General features: G+C 67.3%; 24 protein-coding genes. 8 read left to right on the forward strand and 16 right to left on the reverse strand.

Going from position 1 to position 22,233, the window contains the following annotated elements:
* Nucleotides 1–34 precede the first annotated feature (34 nt).
* On the reverse strand, nucleotides 35–838 hold the full coding sequence (gene murI / locus JQ639_RS32545) for a glutamate racemase (RefSeq protein WP_211964188.1): 804 nt from the start codon (nucleotides 836–838) through the stop codon (nucleotides 35–37).
* Nucleotides 839–1,070: 232 nt separating this feature from the next.
* Here murI and JQ639_RS32550 point away from each other — a divergent pair, with 232 nt between their 5' ends.
* Entirely contained in the window at nucleotides 1,071–1,625 is a 555-nt protein-coding gene (locus tag JQ639_RS32550; RefSeq protein WP_211964190.1) for a cytochrome b, read from the forward strand.
* A gap of 55 nt (nucleotides 1,626–1,680) precedes the next feature.
* On the opposite strand, the gene purB is transcribed toward JQ639_RS32550, so the two are convergent.
* Together purB and rpe are read right to left on the reverse strand one after the other, a co-directional pair.
* Nucleotides 1,681–2,988 carry an adenylosuccinate lyase gene (gene purB / locus JQ639_RS32555; RefSeq protein ID WP_211964191.1) on the reverse strand — a complete coding sequence of 436 codons (1,308 nt, stop codon included), beginning with the start codon at nucleotides 2,986–2,988 and terminating at the stop codon, nucleotides 1,681–1,683.
* A 146-nt stretch (nucleotides 2,989–3,134) separates the two neighbouring features.
* Nucleotides 3,135–3,836 (reverse strand): ribulose-phosphate 3-epimerase, encoded by a 702-nt coding sequence (rpe, locus tag JQ639_RS32560; protein WP_211964194.1) that lies wholly within the window; start codon nucleotides 3,834–3,836, stop codon nucleotides 3,135–3,137.
* 274 nt (nucleotides 3,837–4,110) lie between these two features.
* Here rpe and oxlT point away from each other — a divergent pair, with 274 nt between their 5' ends.
* The 3 genes from oxlT to JQ639_RS32575 all read left to right on the forward strand — a co-directional run bounded on the left by oxlT (nucleotide 4,111) and on the right by JQ639_RS32575 (nucleotide 7,656).
* Nucleotides 4,111–5,367: an oxalate/formate MFS antiporter gene (gene oxlT, locus JQ639_RS32565; RefSeq protein WP_211964196.1), complete on the forward strand. Its 1,257-nt coding sequence runs from the start codon at nucleotides 4,111–4,113 to the stop codon at nucleotides 5,365–5,367.
* Nucleotides 5,368–5,539: 172 nt separating this feature from the next.
* The gene (locus JQ639_RS32570) at nucleotides 5,540–6,352 is read left to right on the forward strand and encodes an EF-hand domain-containing protein (RefSeq protein ID WP_211964197.1); all 813 of its coding nucleotides are present in this window, start codon (nucleotides 5,540–5,542) and stop codon (nucleotides 6,350–6,352) included.
* A gap of 164 nt (nucleotides 6,353–6,516) precedes the next feature.
* Nucleotides 6,517–7,656 carry a porin family protein gene (locus tag JQ639_RS32575; RefSeq protein WP_211965074.1) on the forward strand — a complete coding sequence of 380 codons (1,140 nt, stop codon included), beginning with the start codon at nucleotides 6,517–6,519 and terminating at the stop codon, nucleotides 7,654–7,656.
* Between the two features lie 78 nt (nucleotides 7,657–7,734).
* Here JQ639_RS32575 and JQ639_RS32580 read toward each other — a convergent pair whose 3' ends face one another.
* Nucleotides 7,735–7,992 carry a hypothetical protein gene (locus tag JQ639_RS32580; RefSeq protein WP_211964199.1) on the reverse strand — a complete coding sequence of 86 codons (258 nt, stop codon included), beginning with the start codon at nucleotides 7,990–7,992 and terminating at the stop codon, nucleotides 7,735–7,737.
* 208 nt (nucleotides 7,993–8,200) lie between these two features.
* The gene (locus JQ639_RS32585; protein ID WP_211964200.1) at nucleotides 8,201–9,199 is read right to left on the reverse strand and encodes a P1 family peptidase; all 999 of its coding nucleotides are present in this window, start codon (nucleotides 9,197–9,199) and stop codon (nucleotides 8,201–8,203) included.
* A 155-nt stretch (nucleotides 9,200–9,354) separates the two neighbouring features.
* Here JQ639_RS32585 and JQ639_RS32590 point away from each other — a divergent pair, with 155 nt between their 5' ends.
* Both JQ639_RS32590 and JQ639_RS32595 read left to right on the forward strand, forming a co-directional pair.
* Nucleotides 9,355–10,086: a cytochrome c biogenesis CcdA family protein gene (locus tag JQ639_RS32590; RefSeq protein WP_211964201.1), complete on the forward strand. Its 732-nt coding sequence runs from the start codon at nucleotides 9,355–9,357 to the stop codon at nucleotides 10,084–10,086.
* A gap of 128 nt (nucleotides 10,087–10,214) precedes the next feature.
* Nucleotides 10,215–10,541 (forward strand): GrlR family regulatory protein, encoded by a 327-nt coding sequence (locus JQ639_RS32595; protein ID WP_211964202.1) that lies wholly within the window; start codon nucleotides 10,215–10,217, stop codon nucleotides 10,539–10,541.
* A gap of 97 nt (nucleotides 10,542–10,638) precedes the next feature.
* Here JQ639_RS32595 and JQ639_RS32600 read toward each other — a convergent pair whose 3' ends face one another.
* From JQ639_RS32600 to JQ639_RS32635, 8 genes are all read right to left on the reverse strand, one after another.
* Complete coding sequence (locus JQ639_RS32600; RefSeq protein WP_211964203.1) at nucleotides 10,639–11,799, reverse strand: branched-chain amino acid ABC transporter substrate-binding protein; 1,161 nt, start codon at nucleotides 11,797–11,799, stop codon at nucleotides 10,639–10,641.
* A 191-nt stretch (nucleotides 11,800–11,990) separates the two neighbouring features.
* On the reverse strand, nucleotides 11,991–13,112 hold the full coding sequence (locus JQ639_RS32605; protein WP_211964204.1) for a branched-chain amino acid ABC transporter substrate-binding protein: 1,122 nt from the start codon (nucleotides 13,110–13,112) through the stop codon (nucleotides 11,991–11,993).
* Between the two features lie 260 nt (nucleotides 13,113–13,372).
* Nucleotides 13,373–13,810: a VOC family protein gene (locus JQ639_RS32610; RefSeq protein WP_211964206.1), complete on the reverse strand. Its 438-nt coding sequence runs from the start codon at nucleotides 13,808–13,810 to the stop codon at nucleotides 13,373–13,375.
* Nucleotides 13,811–13,876: 66 nt separating this feature from the next.
* A complete protein-coding gene (locus JQ639_RS32615) occupies nucleotides 13,877–14,242 on the reverse strand; it encodes a DUF6867 family protein (protein WP_211964208.1) in 366 nt (121 codons plus the stop codon).
* A 55-nt stretch (nucleotides 14,243–14,297) separates the two neighbouring features.
* The gene (locus JQ639_RS32620) at nucleotides 14,298–15,041 is read right to left on the reverse strand and encodes an ABC transporter ATP-binding protein (RefSeq protein WP_211964210.1); all 744 of its coding nucleotides are present in this window, start codon (nucleotides 15,039–15,041) and stop codon (nucleotides 14,298–14,300) included.
* Nucleotides 15,038–15,871, reverse strand: coding sequence for an ABC transporter ATP-binding protein (locus JQ639_RS32625; protein ID WP_211964212.1), 834 nt, complete (start codon nucleotides 15,869–15,871; stop codon nucleotides 15,038–15,040). Before JQ639_RS32625 ends, JQ639_RS32620 begins: the two co-directional genes overlap by 4 nt.
* Complete coding sequence (livM, locus tag JQ639_RS32630) at nucleotides 15,868–17,202, reverse strand: high-affinity branched-chain amino acid ABC transporter permease LivM (RefSeq protein ID WP_211964214.1); 1,335 nt, start codon at nucleotides 17,200–17,202, stop codon at nucleotides 15,868–15,870. Before livM ends, JQ639_RS32625 begins: the two co-directional genes overlap by 4 nt.
* Nucleotides 17,202–18,116 (reverse strand): ABC transporter permease subunit, encoded by a 915-nt coding sequence (locus JQ639_RS32635; RefSeq protein WP_211964222.1) that lies wholly within the window; start codon nucleotides 18,114–18,116, stop codon nucleotides 17,202–17,204. Before JQ639_RS32635 ends, livM begins: the two co-directional genes overlap by 1 nt.
* 260 nt (nucleotides 18,117–18,376) lie before the next feature.
* Here JQ639_RS32635 and JQ639_RS32640 point away from each other — a divergent pair, with 260 nt between their 5' ends.
* Together JQ639_RS32640 and JQ639_RS32645 are read left to right on the forward strand one after the other, a co-directional pair.
* Nucleotides 18,377–18,535 carry a hypothetical protein gene (locus tag JQ639_RS32640; RefSeq protein ID WP_211964224.1) on the forward strand — a complete coding sequence of 53 codons (159 nt, stop codon included), beginning with the start codon at nucleotides 18,377–18,379 and terminating at the stop codon, nucleotides 18,533–18,535.
* Between the two features lie 253 nt (nucleotides 18,536–18,788).
* Entirely contained in the window at nucleotides 18,789–19,304 is a 516-nt protein-coding gene (locus JQ639_RS32645; RefSeq protein ID WP_211964225.1) for a hypothetical protein, read from the forward strand.
* On the opposite strand, the gene JQ639_RS32650 is transcribed toward JQ639_RS32645, so the two are convergent.
* The 3 genes from JQ639_RS32650 to JQ639_RS32660 all read right to left on the reverse strand — a co-directional run bounded on the left by JQ639_RS32650 (nucleotide 19,294) and on the right by JQ639_RS32660 (nucleotide 22,147).
* The gene (locus tag JQ639_RS32650; protein ID WP_211964228.1) at nucleotides 19,294–19,686 is read right to left on the reverse strand and encodes a carboxymuconolactone decarboxylase family protein; all 393 of its coding nucleotides are present in this window, start codon (nucleotides 19,684–19,686) and stop codon (nucleotides 19,294–19,296) included. The genes JQ639_RS32645 and JQ639_RS32650 overlap by 11 nt on opposite strands.
* Nucleotides 19,687–19,976: 290 nt before the next feature.
* Complete coding sequence (gene pcaD / locus JQ639_RS32655) at nucleotides 19,977–20,759, reverse strand: 3-oxoadipate enol-lactonase (protein ID WP_211964229.1); 783 nt, start codon at nucleotides 20,757–20,759, stop codon at nucleotides 19,977–19,979.
* Between the two features lie 35 nt (nucleotides 20,760–20,794).
* Nucleotides 20,795–22,147: a 3-carboxy-cis,cis-muconate cycloisomerase gene (locus tag JQ639_RS32660; protein WP_211964230.1), complete on the reverse strand. Its 1,353-nt coding sequence runs from the start codon at nucleotides 22,145–22,147 to the stop codon at nucleotides 20,795–20,797.
* Nucleotides 22,148–22,233 lie beyond the last annotated feature (86 nt).

Genomic DNA, 22,233 nt, shown 5'->3' on the forward strand with positions numbered 1-22,233 from the left:
GGCGCGCGGTCCCGTCGAGCGGGGAGCACGGAGATCAGGCGGCGGCGACGGCCTGATCGAACAGCGGCGCCAGCGCCCGCGCGAGCGGAGGCGAGGGCGCCTTGCCGGAGGTGAACAAGAAGCGCGAGGGAAGGGCCGGACGAGTGGCGCCAGCAGGCGCGGTCTTCGCCAGCAGGTCGGCGGTGCGGCGGGCGATGGCCGGGGCAGGGTCGATCCAGTCCACGGGCCACGGCGCCAGCTGCTCCAGGCGGTCGAGCAGCAGCGGAAAATGGGTGCAGGCCAGCACCACGGTGTCGGTGCGGGCCGGCCCGTCGCGGAAGCACGGCGCGACCTCGGAGGCGATGGCGGCGTCGGTGACCGCATCGCCGTTCAGGACGGCTTCGGCCAGTGCCGGGAGATGGGCGGCGCCGACCAGGGTGACCTCGCAGTCGCCGGCGAAGTCGCGGATCAGGCTCTGGGTGTATTCGCGGCGGACGGTGCCGCGGGTGCCGAGCACCGAGACGCGGCGGGTGCGGGACGAGGCGCAGGCCGGCTTAATTGCCGGCACGGTGCCGACGAACGGCGTCGCATAGGCCGCACGCAGGTGCGGCATCACCAGGGTCGAGGCGGTGTTGCAGGCGATGACCACCACATCCGGCGCATGCCGGGCGATGAGTTCGCCGACCACTGGCACGACACGGCCGACGATCTCGTCCTCGGTATGATGGCCGTAGGGGAAGAAGGCGTCGTCGGCGACATAGGTATAGGCGGCGTCAGGGCGCGCCTTGACGATCTCCCTGTAGACCGTGAGGCCGCCGAGACCGGAATCGAACACGAGGATATGGGGCGCGCTGGACACGGGCCCATTGTAGCCGAAGCCGGGTTACGAGACAGTTGTCATAGCGCGGCGCAGGGTTGTCCGGCGCGGCGGCGAACTGCCGTTGTTCCGCCGCCTTCTGCGGCCTTCAAGCGTCGATTTGGAACGATTCAAAATGACGGCTCCAGCTCCACGGCTTGCCGGCTGCTCCGGGCTGTGGCTTGTCGTCTGTCCGCCGGGGGCGGCGATCCTTTTTCAGCAGCGATTTGATCCGATGATGAAGAACACGACTGCCGCGTGGGGTTCCGTGGCCCGCGCCTTTCACTGGATCCTGGGCTTCGCCATCATCGGCATGCTCGCCTATGGCTGGTGGATGAACCATATGGCGGCCCGGCCGGACCGCTTCTTCCACCGGTCGATCCACGCCGACATCGGCTACGCGATCCTGCTGCTGATGGCGCTGCGGCTGATCTGGCGCGCGGTCAGCCCGCCGCCGGAGCGGTCCGGCGACACGCCGCGCTGGGAGCGGCAGCTTGCGCATGTCAACCATGGCGCGCTCTATCTCATCACCATGCTGGTGGCGCTGCTCGGCTGGGCTCACTCGGGCGCCCACAAGCCGGACTATGCCAGTTGGTTCGGCCTGTTCCGCGTGCCGCAGTTCACCTCGGAGAACCGCGCCAATGCGGCGCTGTTCGAGGACTGGCACATCTATCTCGCCTATGCGCTGCTGGCGCTGATCGTGCTGCACGTCACGGCGGCGCTCTACCATCATTTCATCAGGCGCGATGGCGTGTTCAGGCGCATGCTCGGCGATCGCGCCGGCGCGTAGGCGCCGGCCGCAGACCCTCCTGCGACGGCGGCGCGGAGCCGCCGTCGGAAGGCGCTCAGGCGTTGCCGAACACCCGCTTGAAGATGGTGTCGACGTGCTTGAGGTGGTAGCCGAGGTCGAACTTCTCGTCGATGTCGGCGTCCGACAGGTACGTCTTCACGTCGGCGTCGTTCTTCAGCAGCGTCTTGAAGTCGCCTTCGCCGCGCCACACCGGCATCGCGTTGCGCTGCACCAGCTTGTACGATTCCTCGCGGCTGGCGCCCTTCTGGGTCAGCGCCAGCAGCACGCGCTGCGAATGCACGAGGCCGCCGAGGCGGTCGAGGTTCTTCTGCATGTTCTGCGGATAGATCAGCAGCTTCTCGATCACGCCGGCGAGGCGGTTGAGCGCGAAGTCCAGCGTCACGGTGGCGTCGGGGCCGAACATGCGCTCGGCGGAGGAGTGCGAGATATCGCGCTCGTGCCACAGCACGACGTTCTCCAGCGCCGGCGTCACATAGGCGCGCACCATGCGCGACAGGCCGGTGAGGTTTTCGGTCAGCACCGGGTTGCGCTTGTGCGGCATCGCGGACGAGCCCTTCTGGCCCTCGGAGAAGAACTCCTCGGCTTCCAGGACTTCAGTGCGCTGCAGGTGGCGGATCTCGGTGGCGAGACGCTCGACCGACGAGGCGACGACGCCGAGCACGGCGAAATACATCGCGTGGCGGTCGCGCGGGATCACCTGGGTCGACACCGGCTCCGGCGCCAGGCCCATGGCTTTGGCGACATGCTCCTCCACGCGCGGATCGATCTGCGCGAAGGTGCCGACCGCGCCGGAGATGGCGCAGGTCGCGACCTCCTTGCGGGCGGCGACGAGACGCTCGCGCGCGCGCGAGAACTCGGCATAGGCGTAGGCGAGCTTGAGGCCGAAGGTCACCGGCTCGGCATGGATGCCGTGCGAGCGGCCGATGGTCGGCGTCATCTTGTGCTCGAAGGCGCGGGTCTTGAGCGCGGCCAGCACCTTGTCGACGTCGGCGATCAGGATGTCGGCGGCGCGCACCAGCTGGACGTTGAGGCAGGTGTCGAGCACGTCCGACGACGTCATGCCCTGGTGCACGAAGCGCGCCTCGGGGCCGACGATCTCGGCGAGATGGGTCAGGAACGCGATGACGTCATGCTTGGTCTCGCGCTCGATCTCGTCGATGCGCGCGACATTGAACACCGCGTCCTTCGCATTCGCCCAGATCGTCTTCGCCGCGTCCTTCGGAATGACGCCGATCTCGGCCATGGCGTCGGCGGCATGTGCCTCGATCTCGAACCAGATCTTGAAGCGGGTCTGCGGCTCCCAGATCGAAGCCATTTCGGGGCGGGTATAGCGCGGGATCATGGTGAACTCCTGGGTGTAGTCTGATCCTCATCCTGAGGAGCGGCAAGGCCGCGTCTCGAAGGATGAGGCCCGTGCAGAACGTCCTCTTTCCGTCTCACGGCGTGGACAGCGGGCTTGCGCCCGGCCCCTCGCCATGGGGACGCAACTTACGCGACCTCGCCGCGCGCCTCGGCGGCGGCATGGCGGATCGCGGCGATGTTGGCCTTGTAGGCCTCCACCGTGCCGCCCTTGAACACCGCGGAGCCGGCGACGAAGGCATTGGCGCCGGCGGCGGCGATGGCGCCGACGGTCTGCGGCGTGACGCCACCGTCGACCTCGATGTCGATGGGGCGCCCGGCCGTCAGCGCGCGCACCTGGCGCACCTTCTCGATCGCCGCGGGAATGAAGGCCTGGCCGCCGAAGCCGGGATTGACCGACATCACCAGCACGAGATCGAGGATGTCGACGACATGCTCGATGCTCGACACTGGCGTCGCCGGGTTGAGGGATACGCCGGCCTTCTTGCCGAGCGCGCGGATCGCCTGCAGCGAGCGGTGCAGGTGCGGCCCGGCCTCGACATGGACGATGATGTGGTCGGAGCCGGCCTTGGCGAAGGCCTCGAGATAGGGATCGCAAGGCGCGATCATCAGGTGGGTGTCGAAGATCTTCTTGGTGTGCGGCCGCATCGCCTTGATCACGTCGGGGCCGTACGAAATGTTGGGCACGAAATGCCCGTCCATCACGTCCATGTGGATCCAGTCGGCGCCGGCCTGGTCGACGGCGCGGACTTCCTCGCCGAGACGGGAGAAATCGGACGCCAGGATGGATGGCGCGATGATCAGCGGGCGGGCCGCAGGCTGGGACGACATCGACGGATTTCCGGGGTTTTTGCGGTACGGCACCGCCTAACATGCGGAACGGGCAGGGGCAAACGCGGCCGGGCGGACATGCACAGATCGCAGGGCCACGAGGGCCCGAAATTCCCCTGCGGACAGAAAAATGCGCGCGGGCCCGGCCGGCGAGTGAAGAAATTGCCGCGCGCGGGGTTTTGTCTGGCATTCCGCCACCCTGCCATGCCGCATGCCAGCTGGCACACGGCTTGCGATGGAACCCATGAGGTCCCCGACCATCGAGAGGTTTCCCATGAGCGTGATCACTCAGCCGCTAGCCGCCGACCTGCCGAAAACCCGCTGGATCCAGCTGGGTCTCGGGCTCGTCGCGATGATGGCGATCAGCAGCCCGCAATATGTCTGGACGTTGTTTGTGAAGCCTTTTCAAGGCGCTACCGGTGCCGACCTGCCGGCGATCCAGGTCACCTTCTCGCTGCTCATCGTGCTCCAGACCTGGCTGTCGCCGCTGCAGGGCTGGCTGGTGGAGCGGTTCGGCGCGCGGCTGCTGATCACCGCGGGCTGCTTGCTCAGTGGCCTCGGCTGGGTCGCCTCTGCCCAGATTCACGGCATCTGGGGCCTTTATCTGACGTACGGGCTGTTGTGCGGGGCCGGCACCGGCATCGTCTATGTCGGCATCGTCGGCCTGATGGTGCGCTGGTTCCCGGATCGGCGCGGCCTCGCCACCGGGGTGGTCGCCGCCGGTTATGGCTTCGGCGCCATCCTCACCACCTTTCCGATCGACGGCATGATCAAGAGCGCCGGCTACCAGCCGACGCTCGTCACCTTTGGCCTGATCCTCGGGGCGGTCGGGGCGCTGGCGGCGCTCGGCCTGCGCGAGCCCGCCGCCGGCGAGGTCGAGACCGCGTCGCCCGCGGCCGCGGCCGGCGCGCCGGACGTGCCGCCGCTGGCGATGCTGAAGACGCCGGTGTTCTGGCTGATGTTCGCCATGATGACCATGATGTCGACCGGCGGGCTGATGGTGATCTCGCAGTTCGCCGCCTTCAGCAAATCGTTCGGCGTCGCCGACACGCTCGTGCTCGGGCTTGCGGCGCTGCCGTTCGCGCTGACCTTCGACCGCATCACCAACGGGTTGACGCGGCCGTTCTTCGGCTGGGTGTCCGACCACATCGGTCGCGAGACCACCATGCTGATCGCGTTCCTGCTCGAGGCCGCCGCGATCGCCCTGCTGCTGCAGTTTCGCGACAACGCGGCGATGTTCGTTCTGCTCTCTGGTGTCGTGTTCTTCGGCTGGGGCGAGATCTTCTCGCTGTTCCCCTCGACGCTCACCGACACTTTCGGCACCCGCCACGCCACCACCAACTATGGCTTCCTCTACATGGCGCAGGGCATCGGCTCGGTGCTCGGCGGGCCGGTGGCGGCAATGATCTATGTCGCCGGTGGCAGCTGGCTGCCGGTGTTCGCGTTGATCATCGCCATGGACGTGATCACCGCACTGTTGGCGTTCTTCGTGCTGAAGCCGATGCGCAGGCGCTATCTCGCGCGCGGTTAAGCGGGAAGTGCGGTCGGCAAGTTCTGCCATGCGCGGCAGAAGTTGCCGGGCGTGCGCCGCCGCCCGGCAGGGAAAAGACCAGCGTTTTCAACTGCGGCAATGCCGGCATGGGACTTGCTCGACGCTTGGCGAGGACGCTCTCGTCTGAGGTCATGCGTTGGGGGTTTGAGTCATGTTGGGTGCTATCGGAGCTGCATCCGGTGCCGTCAATCTGCTGACGGCGCTGCAGCGCGGCGGATCCACGGGTGCGGCCGGCGCATCGGCGTCGCCGATTTCCAGCCTGCTCGATGCCGTGACTGGCTCGTCGTCGTCTGCATCGACGGCGTCATCATCGGCGACGTCGACCATGACGGGCACCAGCAGCCAGAGCGGCGTGCTGTCGTCGGACACCTACGCGGCGCTGCTGCAGGCCGCGCAGAACGGCGGCGCCAATGCGTCGCAATCGTCGCAGAGCCCGTCCGCTGCGCTGAAGGACCTGTTCTCGCTGCTCGATAACGACGGCAACGGCCAGATCAGCAAGGCAGAGTTCGAAGCCGATCTCGGCGCCGGCGGCACCAACATCGCGGCCGCCGACAGCGTGTTCGCCAAGCTCGACACCAATGGCGATGGTTCGGTGAGCCAGAGCGAACTCGCCTCGGCGCTGCAGGGCGCGGGGCATCGCGGCGGCCATCATCACATGCACAGCGGCGGCGCAGCGGGGGCGGGCGGAGCGCAGGGCGGCGGTGATGCCGATGGCGGCGCAGGCGGCAGCGGCTCGGCGGGATCGTCGAAGGGCGCGACCACGACGTCGACCACCAATGCCGACGGATCGGTCACCACCACCATCAGCTATGCCGACGGCTCGAAGGTCTCGACCACGACGGCGGCCACCGCGAGCGCGAGCAGCAATGCCGCTTCGTCGTACAATTTCATCGAGAAGATGATCCAGCGGCAGGCCAAGGCGCTGTCCGCTTCGGCCACGCAGGGCGTGTCCGTCAACGCGTGAGCTTTGAGGCGGCGGTAATCACACGCCGCCTCCCTCCGCACGATCCCGTACTTCGTTGCCAAATTTAGCTCTTCGTAACCACGCGGGCCGGTAATGGTCCGGCGGATGCGAGGAGTACGAACGTGCAGCGTCGGTTCGTCGTGGTGTCGGTGTTGCTGGTCGGAATGCTGCGCACGTCTTCCGCGGTCGCCACCGACGATTTCATCGCGACGCTCAAGCTGCGTGGCGGCTACGACACCAACCCGGAATTCTCGACCTACAGCGGCGTCGGCGGCAGCGCCTTCATCGGCACCGATACCGCGCTCGCCGCTGCCCACAAGGACGAGGGCTACAGCGTCGGCGTCGCCGCCGAGGCCAGCACCACCAACTACGCCAATCGCCTGGTCACGCCGGCACTGTCCGGCAAGGTCATCCTGCGCGGCATGGTCGGCGACGACAATCTGAACCTCAGCTCGACGACGACCATCGCCGACACCAGCACCTACAACCTGCGCTCGCAGGATCTCGTGCAATCGTTCCGGGCCGAGGCCAAGGTCGATGCCATCAAGGTGTTCGTCACCGCGGAGGGCGCGCAGTCGAGCCTCAATCAGACCAACGCGATCTTCCAGGATTTCCTGCCGGCGCCGCAGCAGTACCTGCGCGGCACCGTGATTCCCGGCGTCTCGTATGTCCGCGACAAGTTCGAGATCGGCACGTCGGTCAACCTGTCGGTTCGGCATTACGCCCAGGAGTTCGACGACTTCGGCTATCGCCGCGACAACGAGCGCATCGAGCCGTTCCTGTTCGCCAAATACAACAGTGACGATCTGACGGCGTTCGCCTCGGTTTCGCAGCTGTTCGGGCGCTGGCACGACGTTGATTTCAGCAACGTCAACCGCACGATGTTCGACGCCAATATTACCTGGCGGCCGAAACCGTTCACGGTCGAGCTGTCGGCGTCGCGGCGCGCCAACGAAACGACGTTTCCGATCTCGCCGATCACCATCGACACCAATTTGCTGGCGCGCGCGTCATGGCAGGCGGCCGATACCTGGAAGCTGTCGGGAGCGCTCGGTTACTCGTCGATCGAGTACCTGGATTCGCCGTTCGTGCAGCGCACCAGCACCATCGCGGCCGGCGTGTCGCATGATCTGCCGAACGATTTCACGGTCGGGCTCGACGTCACCTATGCGATGGGAACGCTGATCTCCGGCGAGCGCGCCAACGCCGTGATCGTGACGTCGTCGCTGACCAAGCGCTTCTCGCCATTCGCCGGCAACGACAAGGCGGCGGTGGCGACGACGGGGGGCGCGAAGGGATCGTGACGAGGCTCGCCGGAGGCCGGCGGAACGTCACGAAAACCGCGCGGGCGGGGGAGCGCCCGCGCGGCCGTGGACGGCCTGTCAGTGACCGCAGCCGCAGCCGCCGCCCAGCAGACCACCGAGCAGTCCGCCGCGGCCGAGCACCGCGCCGAGAATGCCACCCTTGCCGGTGCCGACGGTGGCGTTGATCGCCAGTCCGCCGCGGCCGTCGAGCAGGCCCAGGATGCCGCCGCGGCCGGTGAGAATGGACGCGTTGACGCCGAGGCCGCGCGGGCCTGCGAACGCCGGAGCGCTGATGAGAGCCGACGCGAGAACGACCAGACAAAGCGTTTTCTTCATGACGTTTCTCCACTGTTACACGATGCGATCTCGTGCGGCGTGGAGCTTTAGTCCGAACAACTCGTGCAGCAACGCAAACGGAAAACTAACCTTAAACCTCGCTGGTAAAACCATGACGAAAAGGCGGCGTTTCCACACCGCGGTGACGCACGGCTAGGTATTCGAGCGGATGGCGCATCGGCTACGCATGAGATGTGCCGACGCCGACTCAGCCCCTGAAACGATCGCGCCAGGCCGGCGGCTGGTCCGGGAACGGCAGCGCGGTGGCCTCATGGACACCGCGCGCGATCGCACGGGCAAGCACGTTGGCGGCGACGGCGCCGAGTTCGGTGAGGCCATACAGCGGATCGATCGGCTTGCGTCCGGTGGCCGCCGCGAACACCACGTCGCCGTCGAGCGGCGCATGCACCGGATAGATCGCGCGCGCAAATCCGGTGTGGGCGATCACCGCAAGACGCTTGGCCTGCAGCTTGGTCAGATCGGCGTCGGTGACGACGACGGCGAGCGTGGTGTTCTCGACCGCGGTCGCGGCGGGCGCGCCCTTGAGCCGCATACGCAGCATGTCCGGGGTGAAGCGGTCGGGCAGGCCGCGGCCGCCGAATTCGCCGCCGATCTCGAACGGCGCCGCCCAGAACCACGGGCCGTCGCCGACGGTGACGGTGCCGACCGCGTTGACGACGGCGAGCGCCGCCACCGTGACGCCGTCGGAAGTGATCGCCGAGGCGGAGCCGAGGCCGCCCTTCAGGGTCGACGTCGTGGCGCCGAGGCCCGCGCCGACGCTGCCGAGTGCGAACGACTTGCCGGCGGCTTCCGCGGCGGCGTAGCCGAGATCGCGATAGGGGGCAAACCGTCCCCACGCCTTGTCGCCGCCGTTGAGCAGATCGAAGATAATGGCGCCGGGCACGATCGGGATGGTGGCGTCGCGGACGCGGAAACCGCGTCCGCGGGCGGCCAGACTGGCCTGCACGCCGCCCCCGGCCTCGAGGCCGAACGCGGAGCCGCCGGACAGCGCGATGCCGTCGATGCGTTCGACGGTGTTGGCGACGTCGAGCAGGGCGCCCTCGCGAATGCCGGGGCCGCCGCCGCGCACGTCCATGGCCGCGACCGCCGGTTCGTCGAACAGCACGGCGGTCACGCCGGAGGCGAGGCGGGCATCGTCGGCATGGCCGACGCGGACGCCGTCGACGTCGGTGAGAAGGTTGTTCATGGCGGCGCTCCCGGATCGTTCTGCCGGCGGAGATGACCGTATCGGCGCGGCAGGGTCAATCGCGCGACCTGTCGCAATCACGGCCCGATCACAACGGCCTGAGCGGGCCCGGTGGAGGGGTTGCATCGGCAAGGGAGGCTGGGGCATGAAGCACCATGATCACCGACGTCACATTCCCGGCCGCCCTTGTCGCTGGCCTCATCAGTTTCCTGTCACCCTGCGTGCTGCCGCTGGTGCCGCCCTACCTGGTGTATCTCACCGGCGCCACCATCGAGCATGTCGCGGTCGAGGAGGTGAAGGCGTCCAAGCGCGCGGTGATGCTGTCGGCGCTGGTGTTCGTGCTCGGCTTCTCCACGGTGTTCGTCGCGCTCGGCGCCAGCGCCAGCCTGATCGGCACGGTGGTGCGGGCGTGGGCAGCGGAATTGTCGATCGTTGCCGGCATCGTGATCATCATCATGGGCCTGCACTTCCTTGGACTGACGCGGATCGGCCTGCTGATGCGCGAGGGCCGGCTGCCGATCCCCAGGCCGGTCGGCCTGTGGGGCGCCTATGTCATGGGCCTTGCCTTCGCGTTCGGCTGGACGCCGTGCATCGGGCCGATCCTGGCGGCGATCCTGTCGGTCGCCGCGTCTGCCACCACGGTCAGCAAGGGCGCGGTGCTGCTGGCGGTCTATTCCGCCGGCCTTGGCATTCCCTTCCTTCTGGCGGCGTTTGCGGTGGAACAGTTCTCCAGCGTGTTCGCCCGCATGAAGCGTCACCTGGCGATGGTCGAGCGCGTCATGGGGGCCTTGCTGGTGCTGACGGGCATCGCCTTTCTCACCGGCGCCGTGTCGAACGTCAGCATCTGGCTGCTCGAGACATTCCCCGGGCTCGCCAATTTCGGCTGACCGTGCCACAAATTCCGTAGCGCGGTTTTCGTCAGATTCACATTCCGGGGAATGTAACACTCGGCTCGATTGTTCGTACGGCTGTTGGGGCTTAGGCTTCGAGGGACGATGCGAGATCGAGGGGCACGATGAAGGACGGGCTTTACAAGGTCGAGTTCCACACCAGCCACGGCCAGGGGCGCGGCGTCATGCATGCGATCGGCGGCAAGATGCGGGGCGGCAACTCGGGGTTCGCATTCGTCGGCAGCTATTCGATCAATGGCGAGGAGATCCTCGCCCGCGTCTCGACGCTTCGGCACACCGAGGATCCGCAATTCCCGCCGCTGTTCGGCTCCGACCGCGTCACCGTGGTGATGCGCGGCCGGGTCGATGGCGACATCGTCGATTTCGAGGGCAACGCCCTGCAACTTCCGGGCGTGCCGCTCAAGGCCGTGTTCACGCCGATCAGCGACTAAGCTCCCGGGCGATCTCCGCGATGACAGCGACGAAGCCGGCAGCGGGCGCTGCCGGCTTCGATTGGAACGATGCGCTGCCGGAGGCGGCGCGCGCTTCTCACGAGCCTTTCGGCGGAGCGATCTGGGTGTAGTTGCCCTTGTCGTCGAACTTGTAGACGACATAGTCGATCGCCTTGATATCGCCCTTGATGTCGAACGACAGCTTGCCCTGCACGGTGTCCCACGCGCCGCCCTTGATGGCCTCGGCGATCTTCTTCGGATCGGTGGTCCCGGCCTTGGCGACGGCCTGCGCCCACACCTGGATCGCGGCGTAGGTGTAGAGGGTGTAGCCTTCCGGATCGATGCCCTTGGCCTTGAACTTCTCGACGATCGCTTTCGCGGTCGGCTTGTCGCGGGGGTCAGGGCCGAAGGTGAACAGCGTGCCGGCGCCGGCCGGGCCGGTGACGGATGCGAACTCCTTGTCGTTGAGCGCGTCGCCGCCCATCAGCGTCGTCTGCAGGCCCTGGTCGCGCATCTGCCGCACCAGGAGGCCGCTCTCCTGATGGTAGCCGCCGACATAGACGAGGTCGATGTTGTCGCGCTTCAGCCGCGTGACGATCGCCGAGAAGTCCTTGTCGCCCTGGTTGTAGGACTCGAACATCTTCTCCTGGATACCGAGCTTGTTGAGCGCCTTCTTGGTCTCGTCGGCGAGGCCTTTGCCGTAGGTCGACTTGTCGTTGAGGATGGCGATGGCCTTGCCCTTGAAGTTCTTCGCCAGGAATTCGGCGGCGATGGTGCCCTGCTGGTCGTCGCGGCCGCACATCCGCAGCACGTTCCACAGCTTGCGCTCGGTGAACAGCGGGTTGGTGGAGGCCGGGGTGATCTGGAGCACGTTGCCCTCGGCGTAGGCTTCCGAGGCCGGGATCGACGACGACGAGCAGAAGTGGCCGGCGACGAACGGCACCTTCATGCTGGCGTATTTCTCGGCGAGGGAGCGCGCCTGCTTGGGATCGCAGGAATCGTCGCCGACGTCGAGCTTGAGCTGCTTGCCGAGCACGCCGCCGGCGGCATTGATATCGGCGACGGCGAGTTCCGCGCCGTTCTTCATCTGGCGACCGAACGGCGACTGGGCGCCGGTCATCGGACCGGCGACCGCGATGGTGATGTCCTGCGCCAGCGCCGGCGGCGCGGCGGCGGTCGCCAGCAGCGCGACGGTCGCGCCGAGCACGGCGGCGGCGCGTCTGAAAGCTCTGAATTTCAACGGCGTGATGTGTGTCATGTGCTTGTCCTCGCTCAAGATGCCCGTCCCCCACGGCGCGGGAAGCTTGGCGATAGTCTTGACCGATTTGCCCCCCAAGTCACCGCCATTTTTGCGGCACGCATGCTGCCGGCGCGGGCACGTCGTCGCAGCAAAAAGCCCCGGCTCGCGCGAGCCGGGGCTGGTGCAGTGCAAAAATGCAGGGGCGATTGTCAGCCCTTGAGCTCGGCGTAGTTGCCCTTGTCGTCGAACTTGTAGACGACATAGTCGATCGCCTTGATGTCGCCCTTGGCGTCGAACGACAGCGTGCCGATCACGGTGTCCCAACTGCCGGCCTTGATCGCCTCGGCGACCTTCTTCGGGTCGGCGGTGCCGGCCTTGGCCACCGCCTGCGACCACACCTGGAACGCGGCGTAGGTGTAGAGGGTGTAGCCTTCCGGATCGATGCCCTTGGCCTTGAACTTCTCGACGATCGCCTTGGCGGTCGGCTTGTTGCGCGGGTCGGGGCCGAACGTGAACAGCGTGCCGGCGCCGGCCGGGCCAGTGACCGAGGCGAACTCCTTGTCGTTGAGTGCGTCGCCGCCCATCAGCGTCGTCTGCAGGCCCTGGTCGCGCATCTGCCGCACCAGCAGGCCGGCTTCCTGGTGGTAGCCGCCGACATAGACGATATCGATGTTGTCGCGCTTCAGCCGCGACACGATGGCGGAGAAGTCGCGGTCGCCCTTGTTGTAGGACTCGAACATCTTCTCCTGAACACCGGCCTTGTTCAGCGCCTTCTTGGTCTCGTCGGCGAGGCCTTTGCCGTAGGTCGACTTGTCGTTGAGGATGGCGATGTTCTTGCCCTTGTAGTTCTTGACCAGGAAGTCGGCGGCGATCGCGCCCTGCTGGTCGTCGCGGCCGCAGACGCGCAGCACGTTCCACAGCTTGCGCTCGGTGAACAGAGGGTTGGTCGACCCTGGCGTGATCTGCAGCACGTTGCCTTCTGCATAGGCCTCCGACGCCGGAATCGACGACGACGAGCAGTAATGGCCGGCAACGAACGGGATCTTCATGCTGGCGAGCTTCTCGGCGACCGAGCGCGCCTGCTTGGGATCGCAGGCATCGTCGCCGATCTCGAGCTTGAGCGGTTTGCCGAGCACGCCGCCGGCGGCATTGATGTCGGCGACCGCGAGCTCGGCGCCGTTGCGCATCTGGCGGCCGAACGCGGCTTCGCCGCCGGTCATCGAGGAGGCGACCGCGACGGTGATGTCCTGCGCCATTGCGGCGGGCACGGTCGCACTCGTCAGCGCCAGCGCTGCACCCAGCGTCAGACCGAGAACTTTCAGGGATGTCATGGAATGTTCCTTGCTATCGCTGCCGCGCCTGTGGAGGGCGGCAAGACCCGGTTGCCACGCCCCGAAGGCGCGCCAAAACCGGCGGGATTGTTGGCCGATTTGCCGACAATGTCATCCGCAAAGTTTATCGGGACTGGCCGGCGATATGACGCGCGTACGACAGCGAGCGGCGCGGCCTGCCGACGGACGGCCACGGGCGCCCGGGGTGCGGACGGCCGCCGTCTTCGCCGGTCGTCGGCGTCTTGCGTTCAATCGAGCGTTCAATTGAGTTCCTGGGCGAGGCCGATGAGAAGCCCTTCGGGCCCGCGGATGTAGCAGAGCCGATAGGCGTCCTGATACTGGACGACGTCGCCGACGAGCTGCGCGCCGCCCGTGCGGAGCCGTGCGAGCGTTTCGTCGAGATCGTCCACGGCGAACATGACGCGAAGGTAGCCGAGAGCATTGACCGGGGCGTTCCGGTGGTCCGCGACCACAGGCGGGGCGATGAAGCGGGAGAGTTCGAGCCGGCCGTGGCCGTCCGGTGTGCGCATCATGGCGATTTCGACCTGCTGGTTGCCGAGGCCGGTGATGCGTCCGGCCCATTCCCCTTCGATCGTGGCGCGCCCTTCGAGTTCGAGGCCGAGTTCGAGAAAGAACGCGATCGCGCCTGCGAGGTCTTCGACGACGATCCCGACGTTGTCCATCCGCTTGAGCGCCATGTCGCCAACTCCCGATGTGTCGTCTGGAGCGTGAGCCCTGAACCGTCTCGAACCGGCCGGTGATTCCTAGACGGTCGCCTGAGGCTTGTCCTGGCGGGGCCGCCAGCCCAGCGGGCCGCTCGCCTCATAAAGCCAGTAGTACTGCTGCACCATCTGCCGCGCACGGGTGCGTCGGTAGGCGAGCAGGGCGACCGCGAACAGGATCGCGGTCTCGATCGCCAGCGTCAGCGGCGCGTTGAGAGCCTCGCCGAACAGGGCGAAATGGACGAAGCGCACCGCGAGGCCCATCAGCACCGCGGCGCCCAGCACCATCGGGATCGGCCGCCAGGTCAGCGCGATGGCGCGGCCGGCGAGCCACGCGCAGCCGCAGCCGAACACGATGGTGATGAAGAAGATGTGCAGCAGCGACGTGCTGGAATACAGCTCGTTCATCGATGCTCTCCGCTGCCGACAATCGTCCCTGCCATCGCGAGGCTCGTCATCCGGCTCATGCGCTGTGCCGTCCGCCTTCGAGGTAGGCGGCGCGGATCTCCGGCCGCTGCAGCAGCTCGGCGCCGCCGCCGCTCAGCGTGATGGCGCCGTTGACCATGACATAGCCGCGGTGGGCGAGGCGCAGCGCGTGGTTGGCATTCTGCTCGACGATCAGCACGGTGAGGCCGTCCTGGCGGTTCAGTGTGCGGATGGCGTCGAAGATCTGGCGGGTAATCAGCGGCGCGAGCCCCAGCGACGGCTCGTCGAGCATCAAGAGGCGCGGCCGCATCATCAATGCGCGGCCGATCGCCAGCATCTGCTGCTCGCCGCCCGACAGCGTGCCGCCGCGCTGGCTCAGGCGCTCCTTGAGGCGCGGGAACAGCGTCAGCACGCGGTCGAGGTCGGCGGCGCGCTCGGTCTCGCCGGCGTCCGCCGCGTCGGCGCCCATCTGCAGATTCTCCGCGACCGTCATGCGCGGGAAGATGCGGCGGCCCTCGGGCGACTGCGCGATGCGCAGCCGCGCGAGATGGTGGGTCGGCATCTGGGTGATGTCGCGGCCGTCGAACGCGATCTGGCCGGAGCGGGCGCGCGGGCGGCCGAACACCGTCATCATCAGCGTCGACTTGCCGGCGCCGTTGGCGCCGATCAGCGCCACGATCTCGCCGGCATGGACGTCGATGTCGACGCCCTTGAGCGCGACGATCTTGCCATAGGCGGCGGTGAGGCCGCGGATCGCGAGCAGCGGCGTCGCGGCGGTCATGGCGTGCTCTCCATGACGGCGATGGCGGCGTCCTCGTCAGTGCCGAGATAGGCGGCGATCACCTTGGGGTCGTCGCGAATCTGCCGCGGCGTGCCGTCGGCGATCCTGACGCCATGGTCGAGCACCACGATGCGGTCGGAGATCTCCATCACCACGCCCATGTCGTGCTCGATCAGCAGCAGCGAGGTGCCGTGATCCTTGCGGATCGCCAGCAGCAGTTCGCTGAGGGCATCGCCTTCGCGGGCATTGAGGCCGGCGGCCGGCTCGTCGAGGCACAGCAGCGCCGGCTCGGTGCACATCGCGCGGGCGATCTCCAGCCGGCGCTGGTCGCCATAGGCGAGGTTGCCGGCGGCATCGTCGGCGCGGCCGAGCAGGCCGATGCGATCGAGCCAGTAGCGCGCGCGGTCGATCGCCTCGCGCTCGGCGGCGCGGTAGGTCGGCGCGCCGAACAGGCCGAGCACGGTCCAGCCCGATGCGCGCATCAACGGATTGTGCTGCGCCACCATCAGGTTCTCCAGCAGCGTCATGCCGGCGAACAGGCGGATGTTCTGGAAGGTGCGCGCCACCCTGGCGAGCTTGGCGATGCGGAAGTCGAACAGGCGCTCGAGCAGGAATTCGCTGCCGTCGTCATGGGTCAGGCGCAGCATGCCGGTGGTCGGCTTGTAGAAGCCGGTGATGCAGTTGAACACCGTGGTCTTGCCGGCGCCGTTGGGACCGATCAGCGCGGTGATCTGGCCGCGGCCGGCCGAAAACGACAGGTCGTTGATGGCGAGGATGCCGCCGAAGCGCATCGACAGATGCGTCACCTCGAGGATGTCGGTGCCGCTCATCCGTGGCCTTCCTTGACGAACTCGGCGGAGATCGCGGCGCGGCGTTCGAGGTACACCGAGGGCGCGCGATGGCCGATCAGGCCGCGCGGCCGCCAGATCATCAGCATCACCATGGCGAGGCCGAACACCAGCATGCGGTACTGGTCGAAGCCGCGGAACAGCTCGAAGCCGCCGATCATGGCGAGCGCGGCGAGGGCGACGCCGAGCTGGGAGCCCATGCCGCCGAGCACGACGATGGCGAGCACCAGTGCCGATTCCTGGAACGAGAACGATTCCGGGCTGATGAAGCCCTGGCGGGTGGCGAAGAAAGCGCCGGCGAAGCCGCCGAACATGGCGCCAAGCGCGAACGCCGTGAGCTTGGTGGTGGTGGTGTTGATGCCGAGCGCGCGGCAGGCGACCTCGTCCTCGCGCAGCGCCTCCCAGGCACGGCCGATCGGCAGCCGGCGCAGGCGGATGGTCGCCCAGTTGGTCAGCAGCGCCAGCGCCAGGATGATATAGAACAGGAACACGACGCGGTGGGTCGGCGAGAACTCGATGCCAAGCCGCGCCGCGAGGCCGTCGTCGCCGGCGGTGAGCGGAATGCCGAAGAAGCTCGGGCGCGGGATGCCGCTGATGCCGTTGGGGCCACCGGTCACGTCCTGCCAGTTGAGCAGGACGAGGCGGATGATCTCGCCGAACGCCAGCGTCACGATGGCGAGGTAGTCGCCCTTGAGCCGCAGCACCGGGAAGCCGAGCAGGATGCCCCAGAACGAGGCGAGGATGCCGGCGAGCGGCAGGCAGACCCAGAACGACAGCCCGAAGGTGGTGGCGAGCAGGGCGTAGGAATAAGCGCCGACGGCGTAGAACGCGACATAGCCGAGGTCGAGCAGCCCGGCGAGGCCGACCACGATGTTCAGGCCCCAGCCGAGCATGACATAGGTCAGCACCAGGATGCCGAGGTCGAGGATGTAGCGCTGGTCGTAGAACAGTACCGGAATCAGCACGGTGAAGATCAGCAGGGCCGGCACCAGCGCCCGCTGCAACTGCGCGAGTGCGCGGTCGGTGCCCGCGGGCATGCGCTCGGCGAAATTGACCGGCCCGATCCAGCGCCGCATCAGCTCGACGGCGATGCTGCCGGCAAACACGATGCCGACCAGCGTGGCGAGGTCGCCGAACCGCGTCCAGTAGATCAGCTTGCCTTCGGGGCCGGCCTCGGTGCGCACGCCGATCATCAGCGAGAACAGCACCAGCGCCACAAGCGCGCTGAGCAGCGCCTTCTTCAGGATGAAGGCCGCCCCGTGCTGGGGTCCGGCGGCGGCATCGGATGCGGGAGCTGCCACGCCGGGAGCCATCAGACTTTCTCGATTTCCGGGCGGCCGAGCAGGCCGGTCGGCATGAAGATCAGCACGATGATCAGGATCGAGAATGCGGCGACGTCCTTGTACTCGGACGAGAAATAGCCGCCCCAGAACGTCTCGATCAGGCCGATGGCGAGACCGCCGAGCATGGCGCCGGGCAGCGAGCCGATGCCGCCGAGCACGGCGGCGGTGAACGCCTTGATGCCGGCCACGAAGCCCATGAAGAAATCGACGACGCCGTAGTACAGCAGGTACATCAGTCCGGCGACCGCGGCGAGCGCGGCGCCGATCACGAAGGTCATGGAGATGGTGCGGTCGACGTCGACGCCGAGCAGCGCGGCCATGGTCTGGTCCTGCTCGCAGGCACGCATGTCGCGGCCAAGGCGGGTGCGCGCCACCAGCCACGAGAACACCAGCAGCAGCGCCACCGTCGACGCCACGATGAAGATCTGGATGTTGGAGACCTGCACGGCGAAGCCGTCGTGCTCCGACAGGGTGTAACCGCCGGTGATGATCGGGGCGACCGACTTGATGCGCGCGCCCTGCGACACCTGGGCGTAGTTCGACAGCACGAACGACATGCCGATCGCCGACAGCATCGGCGCGAGGCGGAAGGAATGGCGCAGCGGCCGGTAGGCGATGCGCTCGACCGTCCAGCCATACAGCGCGGTCACGGCCATCGATACGACCAGCACCAGCAGCAGGATCACCGGCACGGCGGTGAGGCCGATCGAGACCAGCACCAGGAAGGAGATCAGGGCGATGAAGCCGCCGATCATGAAGATATCGCCATGGGCGAAATTGATCATGCCGACGATGCCGTAGACCATCGTGTAGCCGATGGCGATCAAGCCGTAGATGGAACCCAGCGCAATGCCGTTGATGAGCTGTTGGGCGAAATAGTCCATGGGCCGCCGCTGTTCCGTGGTGATGCGTCGTGTGGCTCCGGCAGCCCGAAACGTTGCATCTTCCGCTGGTTTTTAACAGTGGCAAGCGGCCGCGGGCAACGCGTCATAAGCCTTTGTCCACGGCGGACTTTCGCCCCGTCCTGGGGCCAGGTTCCGCCGGCCGGCGGGCTGCCGTCAAAATGCCCTGCGGGCGCCTTGCTGGAACTGAAACCATCGCCGTGGCGCGCCGTTGATGCCCTGTTCACAAGGGAGAAGTCCAGATGTCGAACCAGAACAACCAGCAGACTCAGAACCCCGCCCAGAAGCCCGGCCAGCAGCAGGGCGGCGGCCACAAGCCGGACCAGCAGCAGCAGGACCCGGGGCGCCAGGGCGGCCAGCAAGGCCAGCACGGTTCCGATCATCAGAAGCCCGCGCGCTAACGGCCGATACTCGCTAAGGCCTTTGAGTGACAGGAGAATCCCGCCGAAAGGCGGGATTTTTCCGTTCGTGCGCAGCCTGGTGCGACCCAGGCGCACCTACGGCGCGCAGCGTTGTGCACAGCCGGCGAGGCGGCCGTTAAGGTAAACAAAGGGTTTCCATTGCCGGTCGCAATTGTCGCGCGTTAGCTCGATGTCCGATCGGACCCCCGTCTTCAGGCGGAGAACGGTCCGGCGTCATCGACAGGGCCGCGGCATGTACAGGGACTGGAAGATCAGCACGTTCAACGGCGCGCTGCTGGCGTCGTATTTCATCCCGGCCTGGGCGATCCCGGCCCTCAAGATCGTGATCTCGCCGGTCCACGGCCTGTTCTACGAACGGGCCAATGTCGGCCCGGCGATGTTCGTCAGCGACATCCTGCAGTTCGGCACGGTCGCCACCGTGCGCTTCGCCTGGCTGCTGGCGCTCGCCAAGCTTACCGTGGTGGCGTTCTTCATCCTGTTCCTGGCCGCTCTGGTGCGTGCCGGGCGCCGCGCCGCGGCGGACGAGCCGCTGGCGATCGCGCTGCTGCTCGGCAGCCTCGTCAGCGTCGCGAGCATGGTGTTGACGTCGCAGGTCGGCGACGTCACGGCGCTGCGGCTGCATGCGACCGAGTCGCTGCTGCTGCTGTCGATCGGCATCGTCATGCTGGTGGAGACGGACGCGCCGGCCGGCAAGGCGGCTGCCGCCGCTCACTCGCCGGCGGGCGATGCTGCCGTGTCTACGCGCTGAGCAGCCCCAGCTCCTTGAGCACGGCTGCAGCTTCCTTGGTGGCGTGGTTGGCCGCCGGCACGCCGCAATAGATCGCCTGCTGCAGCAGGATCTCCTTGATGTCGTCGGCAGTGAAGCCGCCTTCGGTCAGCGCCGCGCGCACATGCATGCGGAACTCGTCCCACTGGCCGAGCGCCAGCATGGTGCCGATCACCAGCACGCGGCGCGTGCGCTCCTCGAAATGCGGCCGGGTCCAGATCTCGCCCCATGCGTAGCGCGTGATCAGGTCGAGGAAGTCGGCATTGAAGCTGTTGCGTCCCGCCGCCGACTTGTCGACCCAGGCGTTGCCCAGCACCTTGCGGCGCTGCTTGTCGCCACCGGCGCGGCGTTCGTTGTCGTCCATGATCGTGCTCCCGGAAATTGAAGTGCGATGAGGTCGGCTCGAACCTGTTCTCCGTTATCCTGAGTGTCTAACTGGAAAAGGCGACAGCTATCGTCAAATGACAGTGCTTTCTGTCTTTACTCTGTCGTGGCCGGGCTCGTCCCGGCCACCCCGCTTAGGGACGCAGTGCCTTCCTTATCGGGGTCGCCGGGACGAGCCCGGCGACGACAAAGATTAGGCTCTCAGGTTGCAATCAGACTCGGAGGTGCAGATAGAGCAAGTCTCGAAGGGGCGGATGATAGAGCTTTGCCCTAGCGCTGGGTCAGGAAGCCGACCACGGCGTCGGTGAAGGCGTGCGGTTGCTCGACGTTCGAGATGTGCGCGGCATCGAGGATGGTCAGGTTGGCGCGCGGAATCTGGCTGCGGATGAACTCGCCGGCGGCAAGATTGGTCGCCGGATCGTGGCGGCCGGCGATCACCAGCGTCGGGCGGGAGATGGTCGGCAGCAGCGCGCGCTGGTCGAGGGTGCGCAGCGCCTTGCAGCAGGCGATGTAGCCCTCCAGCGGCGTCGCGGTGAGCATCGCCCGCATCTTCGCCACCGTCTGCGGTTCGCGCTCGCGGAAGTCGCTCGTGAACCATGCGGTCATGACGGCGTCGGCGATCGCCTCGAAGCCGCTTTCCCTGAGCAGCTTGACGCGGTTGTCCCAGTTGGTCGGATCCGGATAGTAGCTCGTGGTGTTGGCGAGGATGATGCGGTCGAGGCGCTCCGGCGCGTTGGCGCCGAGCCACTGGCCGACCATGCCGCCCATCGACAGGCCGCACCAGTGGGTCTTCTCGATGTTGAGGTCGTCGAGGATGGCGAGCACGTCGCGGCCGAAGCGCTCGAGCGAGTAGGGCGTTGCGCCGACATCGGACTTGCCATGGCCGCGGCGGTCGTAGCGGATGACACGGAACACCTTGGTGAGGGCTGCCATCTGCGGCTCCCACATGTGCAGCGTGGTCCCCAGCGAGTTGGACAGCATCAGCGTCGGGCCGCCGTCGCGTCCCTCGACCGTGACATTGAGCCGGCAACCGTCGGCATCGACCGTGGGCATGGTGTTCTCCTTTTGTCGTTCGTGTCGTTTCGTGCTCAGGCGCCGAGCGAGATCAGCAGGCGGTCGATCAGCGCCTGCGAGCCGCCCTGGTAGGCAAGGGGGTCGAACAGGCGGTCGAGCCGCGCGGCGTCGAGATGGGCGGTGACGCGGCTGTCGGCGGCCAGCACGTCGCGCAGGTGCTTCTTCTGCGCGATCGCGGCGCGGCTCGCCGCCTCGATGATGTGATGGGCCTCGCTCTTGCCGATGGCGTCGGCGAGCGCCATCGACACCGCCTCGGCCATGATCAGGCCGTGGGTGGTGTCGAGGTTGGCGCGCATCCGCTCCACATTGACATCGAGCCCCTCGGCGATGTCGACGATGGCGGCGAGCGCCCCTGACGTCACCAGCATCAGGGTCGGCAGCGTCGGCCATTCGGCGTGCCAGGGGCCGGCGCTGCGCTCGTGATCCTGGACCTGGGCAGCGAAGATGGTGGCGGCGAGGTTCGGCGCCATGGTGGCGGCGCCGAGCGCGGAGGCGGCGGCGACCGGGTTGCGTTTGTGCGGCAGGGTCGAGGAGCCGCCGCGGCCTTCGCCGGCGGGCTCGTAGGCTTCCTGCACGTCGGTCTGCATCATCAGCGAGACGTCGCGCGCGATCTTGCCGCAGGTGCCGGTGAGAATGGCGAACACAGACGCGGCCTCGGCGATGCGGTCGCGGTGGGTATGCCAGGGCGCGTCGGGCAGCGGCAACTGCAATTCGGCGGCGAGTTGCTCTGACACCGCAAGGCCCTTGTCGCCGAGCGCCGCGAGCGTGCCGGCGGCGCCGCCGAACTGCAGCGCGAGGCCGTTCGCGCGCAACTGCCGCAGGCGCTGGCGGCTGCGGTTCAGGGCTGCGGCGTATTCGGCGAGCTTGAGGCCGAACGGCATCGGCAGCGCATGCTGCAGCCAGGTGCGCGCGACCATGGCGGTGTCGCGATGACGCCGGGCGAGCGCGGCGAAGCCGGTGACGGCGCGGTCGAGGTCGGGCAGCAGCGCGTCGATCGCCGCGCGCAGTTGCAGCATGGTCGCGGTATCGATGACGTCCTGGCTGGTGGCGCCCCAGTGCACGTAGCGCGACGCCTCGGCGTCGGTGGTGGCGACGGCGGCGGTCAGTGCCTTGACCAGCGGGATGGCGAGATTGCCAGCGCGGCTCGCGGCATTGGCAAGGCCGGCGAAATCGAATCGGTCGGCCTTGCAGGCGTCGCCGATCGGCGCCACCGCGGCTTGCGGGACGACGCCGGTGCGGGCCTGCGCACGCGCCAGCGCGCTCTCGAAATCCAGCATGAATTGCAGGTATGTCGCGTCGTCGCAGACCACGCGCATTGCGGCGCTCGACAGCATCGGCGCGAGCAGGGGTGAAAGGGATGAGCTCATGGCGGGCACCCTAAAGCATTTTAGCATCAGGTCAAAAGCGTCTCGCCGCATCGCAAAAGAGGGCGCGGGCGCGCGCGTGCATGGCT

The sequence above is a fragment of the Bradyrhizobium sp. U87765 SZCCT0048 genome, assembly GCF_018131225.1.
GTDB lineage: Bacteria > Pseudomonadota > Alphaproteobacteria > Rhizobiales > Xanthobacteraceae > Bradyrhizobium_A.

Bases quoted from the DNA above. Each gene is read 5' to 3' on its own strand.
- JQ639_RS32605 (WP_211964204.1), bottom strand. From the start codon at position 13,112: ATGACATCCCTGAAAGTTCTCGGTCTGACGCTGGGTGCAGCGCTGGCG.
- JQ639_RS32615 (WP_211964208.1), bottom strand. From the start codon at position 14,242: ATGAACGAGCTGTATTCCAGCACGTCGCTGCTGCACATCTTCTTCATC.
- JQ639_RS32620 (WP_211964210.1), bottom strand. From the start codon at position 15,041: ATGACCGCCGCGACGCCGCTGCTCGCGATCCGCGGCCTCACCGCCGCC.
- JQ639_RS32635 (WP_211964222.1), bottom strand. From the start codon at position 18,116: ATGGACTATTTCGCCCAACAGCTCATCAACGGCATTGCGCTGGGTTCC.
- livM (WP_211964214.1), bottom strand. From the start codon at position 17,202: ATGGCTCCCGGCGTGGCAGCTCCCGCATCCGATGCCGCCGCCGGACCC.
- JQ639_RS32580 (WP_211964199.1), bottom strand. From the start codon at position 7,992: ATGAAGAAAACGCTTTGTCTGGTCGTTCTCGCGTCGGCTCTCATCAGC.
- JQ639_RS32550 (WP_211964190.1), top strand. From the start codon at position 1,071: ATGATGAAGAACACGACTGCCGCGTGGGGTTCCGTGGCCCGCGCCTTT.
- JQ639_RS32640 (WP_211964224.1), top strand. From the start codon at position 18,377: ATGTCGAACCAGAACAACCAGCAGACTCAGAACCCCGCCCAGAAGCCC.
- JQ639_RS32645 (WP_211964225.1), top strand. From the start codon at position 18,789: ATGTACAGGGACTGGAAGATCAGCACGTTCAACGGCGCGCTGCTGGCG.
- JQ639_RS32625 (WP_211964212.1), bottom strand. From the start codon at position 15,871: ATGAGCGGCACCGACATCCTCGAGGTGACGCATCTGTCGATGCGCTTC.
- JQ639_RS32600 (WP_211964203.1), bottom strand. From the start codon at position 11,799: ATGACACACATCACGCCGTTGAAATTCAGAGCTTTCAGACGCGCCGCC.
- JQ639_RS32575 (WP_211965074.1), top strand. From the start codon at position 6,517: ATGCTGCGCACGTCTTCCGCGGTCGCCACCGACGATTTCATCGCGACG.
- JQ639_RS32570 (WP_211964197.1), top strand. From the start codon at position 5,540: ATGTTGGGTGCTATCGGAGCTGCATCCGGTGCCGTCAATCTGCTGACG.
- JQ639_RS32585 (WP_211964200.1), bottom strand. From the start codon at position 9,199: ATGAACAACCTTCTCACCGACGTCGACGGCGTCCGCGTCGGCCATGCC.
- JQ639_RS32590 (WP_211964201.1), top strand. From the start codon at position 9,355: ATGATCACCGACGTCACATTCCCGGCCGCCCTTGTCGCTGGCCTCATC.
- JQ639_RS32660 (WP_211964230.1), bottom strand. From the start codon at position 22,147: ATGAGCTCATCCCTTTCACCCCTGCTCGCGCCGATGCTGTCGAGCGCC.
- JQ639_RS32610 (WP_211964206.1), bottom strand. From the start codon at position 13,810: ATGGCGCTCAAGCGGATGGACAACGTCGGGATCGTCGTCGAAGACCTC.
- pcaD (WP_211964229.1), bottom strand. From the start codon at position 20,759: ATGCCCACGGTCGATGCCGACGGTTGCCGGCTCAATGTCACGGTCGAG.
- oxlT (WP_211964196.1), top strand. From the start codon at position 4,111: ATGAGCGTGATCACTCAGCCGCTAGCCGCCGACCTGCCGAAAACCCGC.
- JQ639_RS32595 (WP_211964202.1), top strand. From the start codon at position 10,215: ATGAAGGACGGGCTTTACAAGGTCGAGTTCCACACCAGCCACGGCCAG.
- purB (WP_211964191.1), bottom strand. From the start codon at position 2,988: ATGATCCCGCGCTATACCCGCCCCGAAATGGCTTCGATCTGGGAGCCG.
- JQ639_RS32650 (WP_211964228.1), bottom strand. From the start codon at position 19,686: ATGGACGACAACGAACGCCGCGCCGGTGGCGACAAGCAGCGCCGCAAG.
- rpe (WP_211964194.1), bottom strand. From the start codon at position 3,836: ATGTCGTCCCAGCCTGCGGCCCGCCCGCTGATCATCGCGCCATCCATC.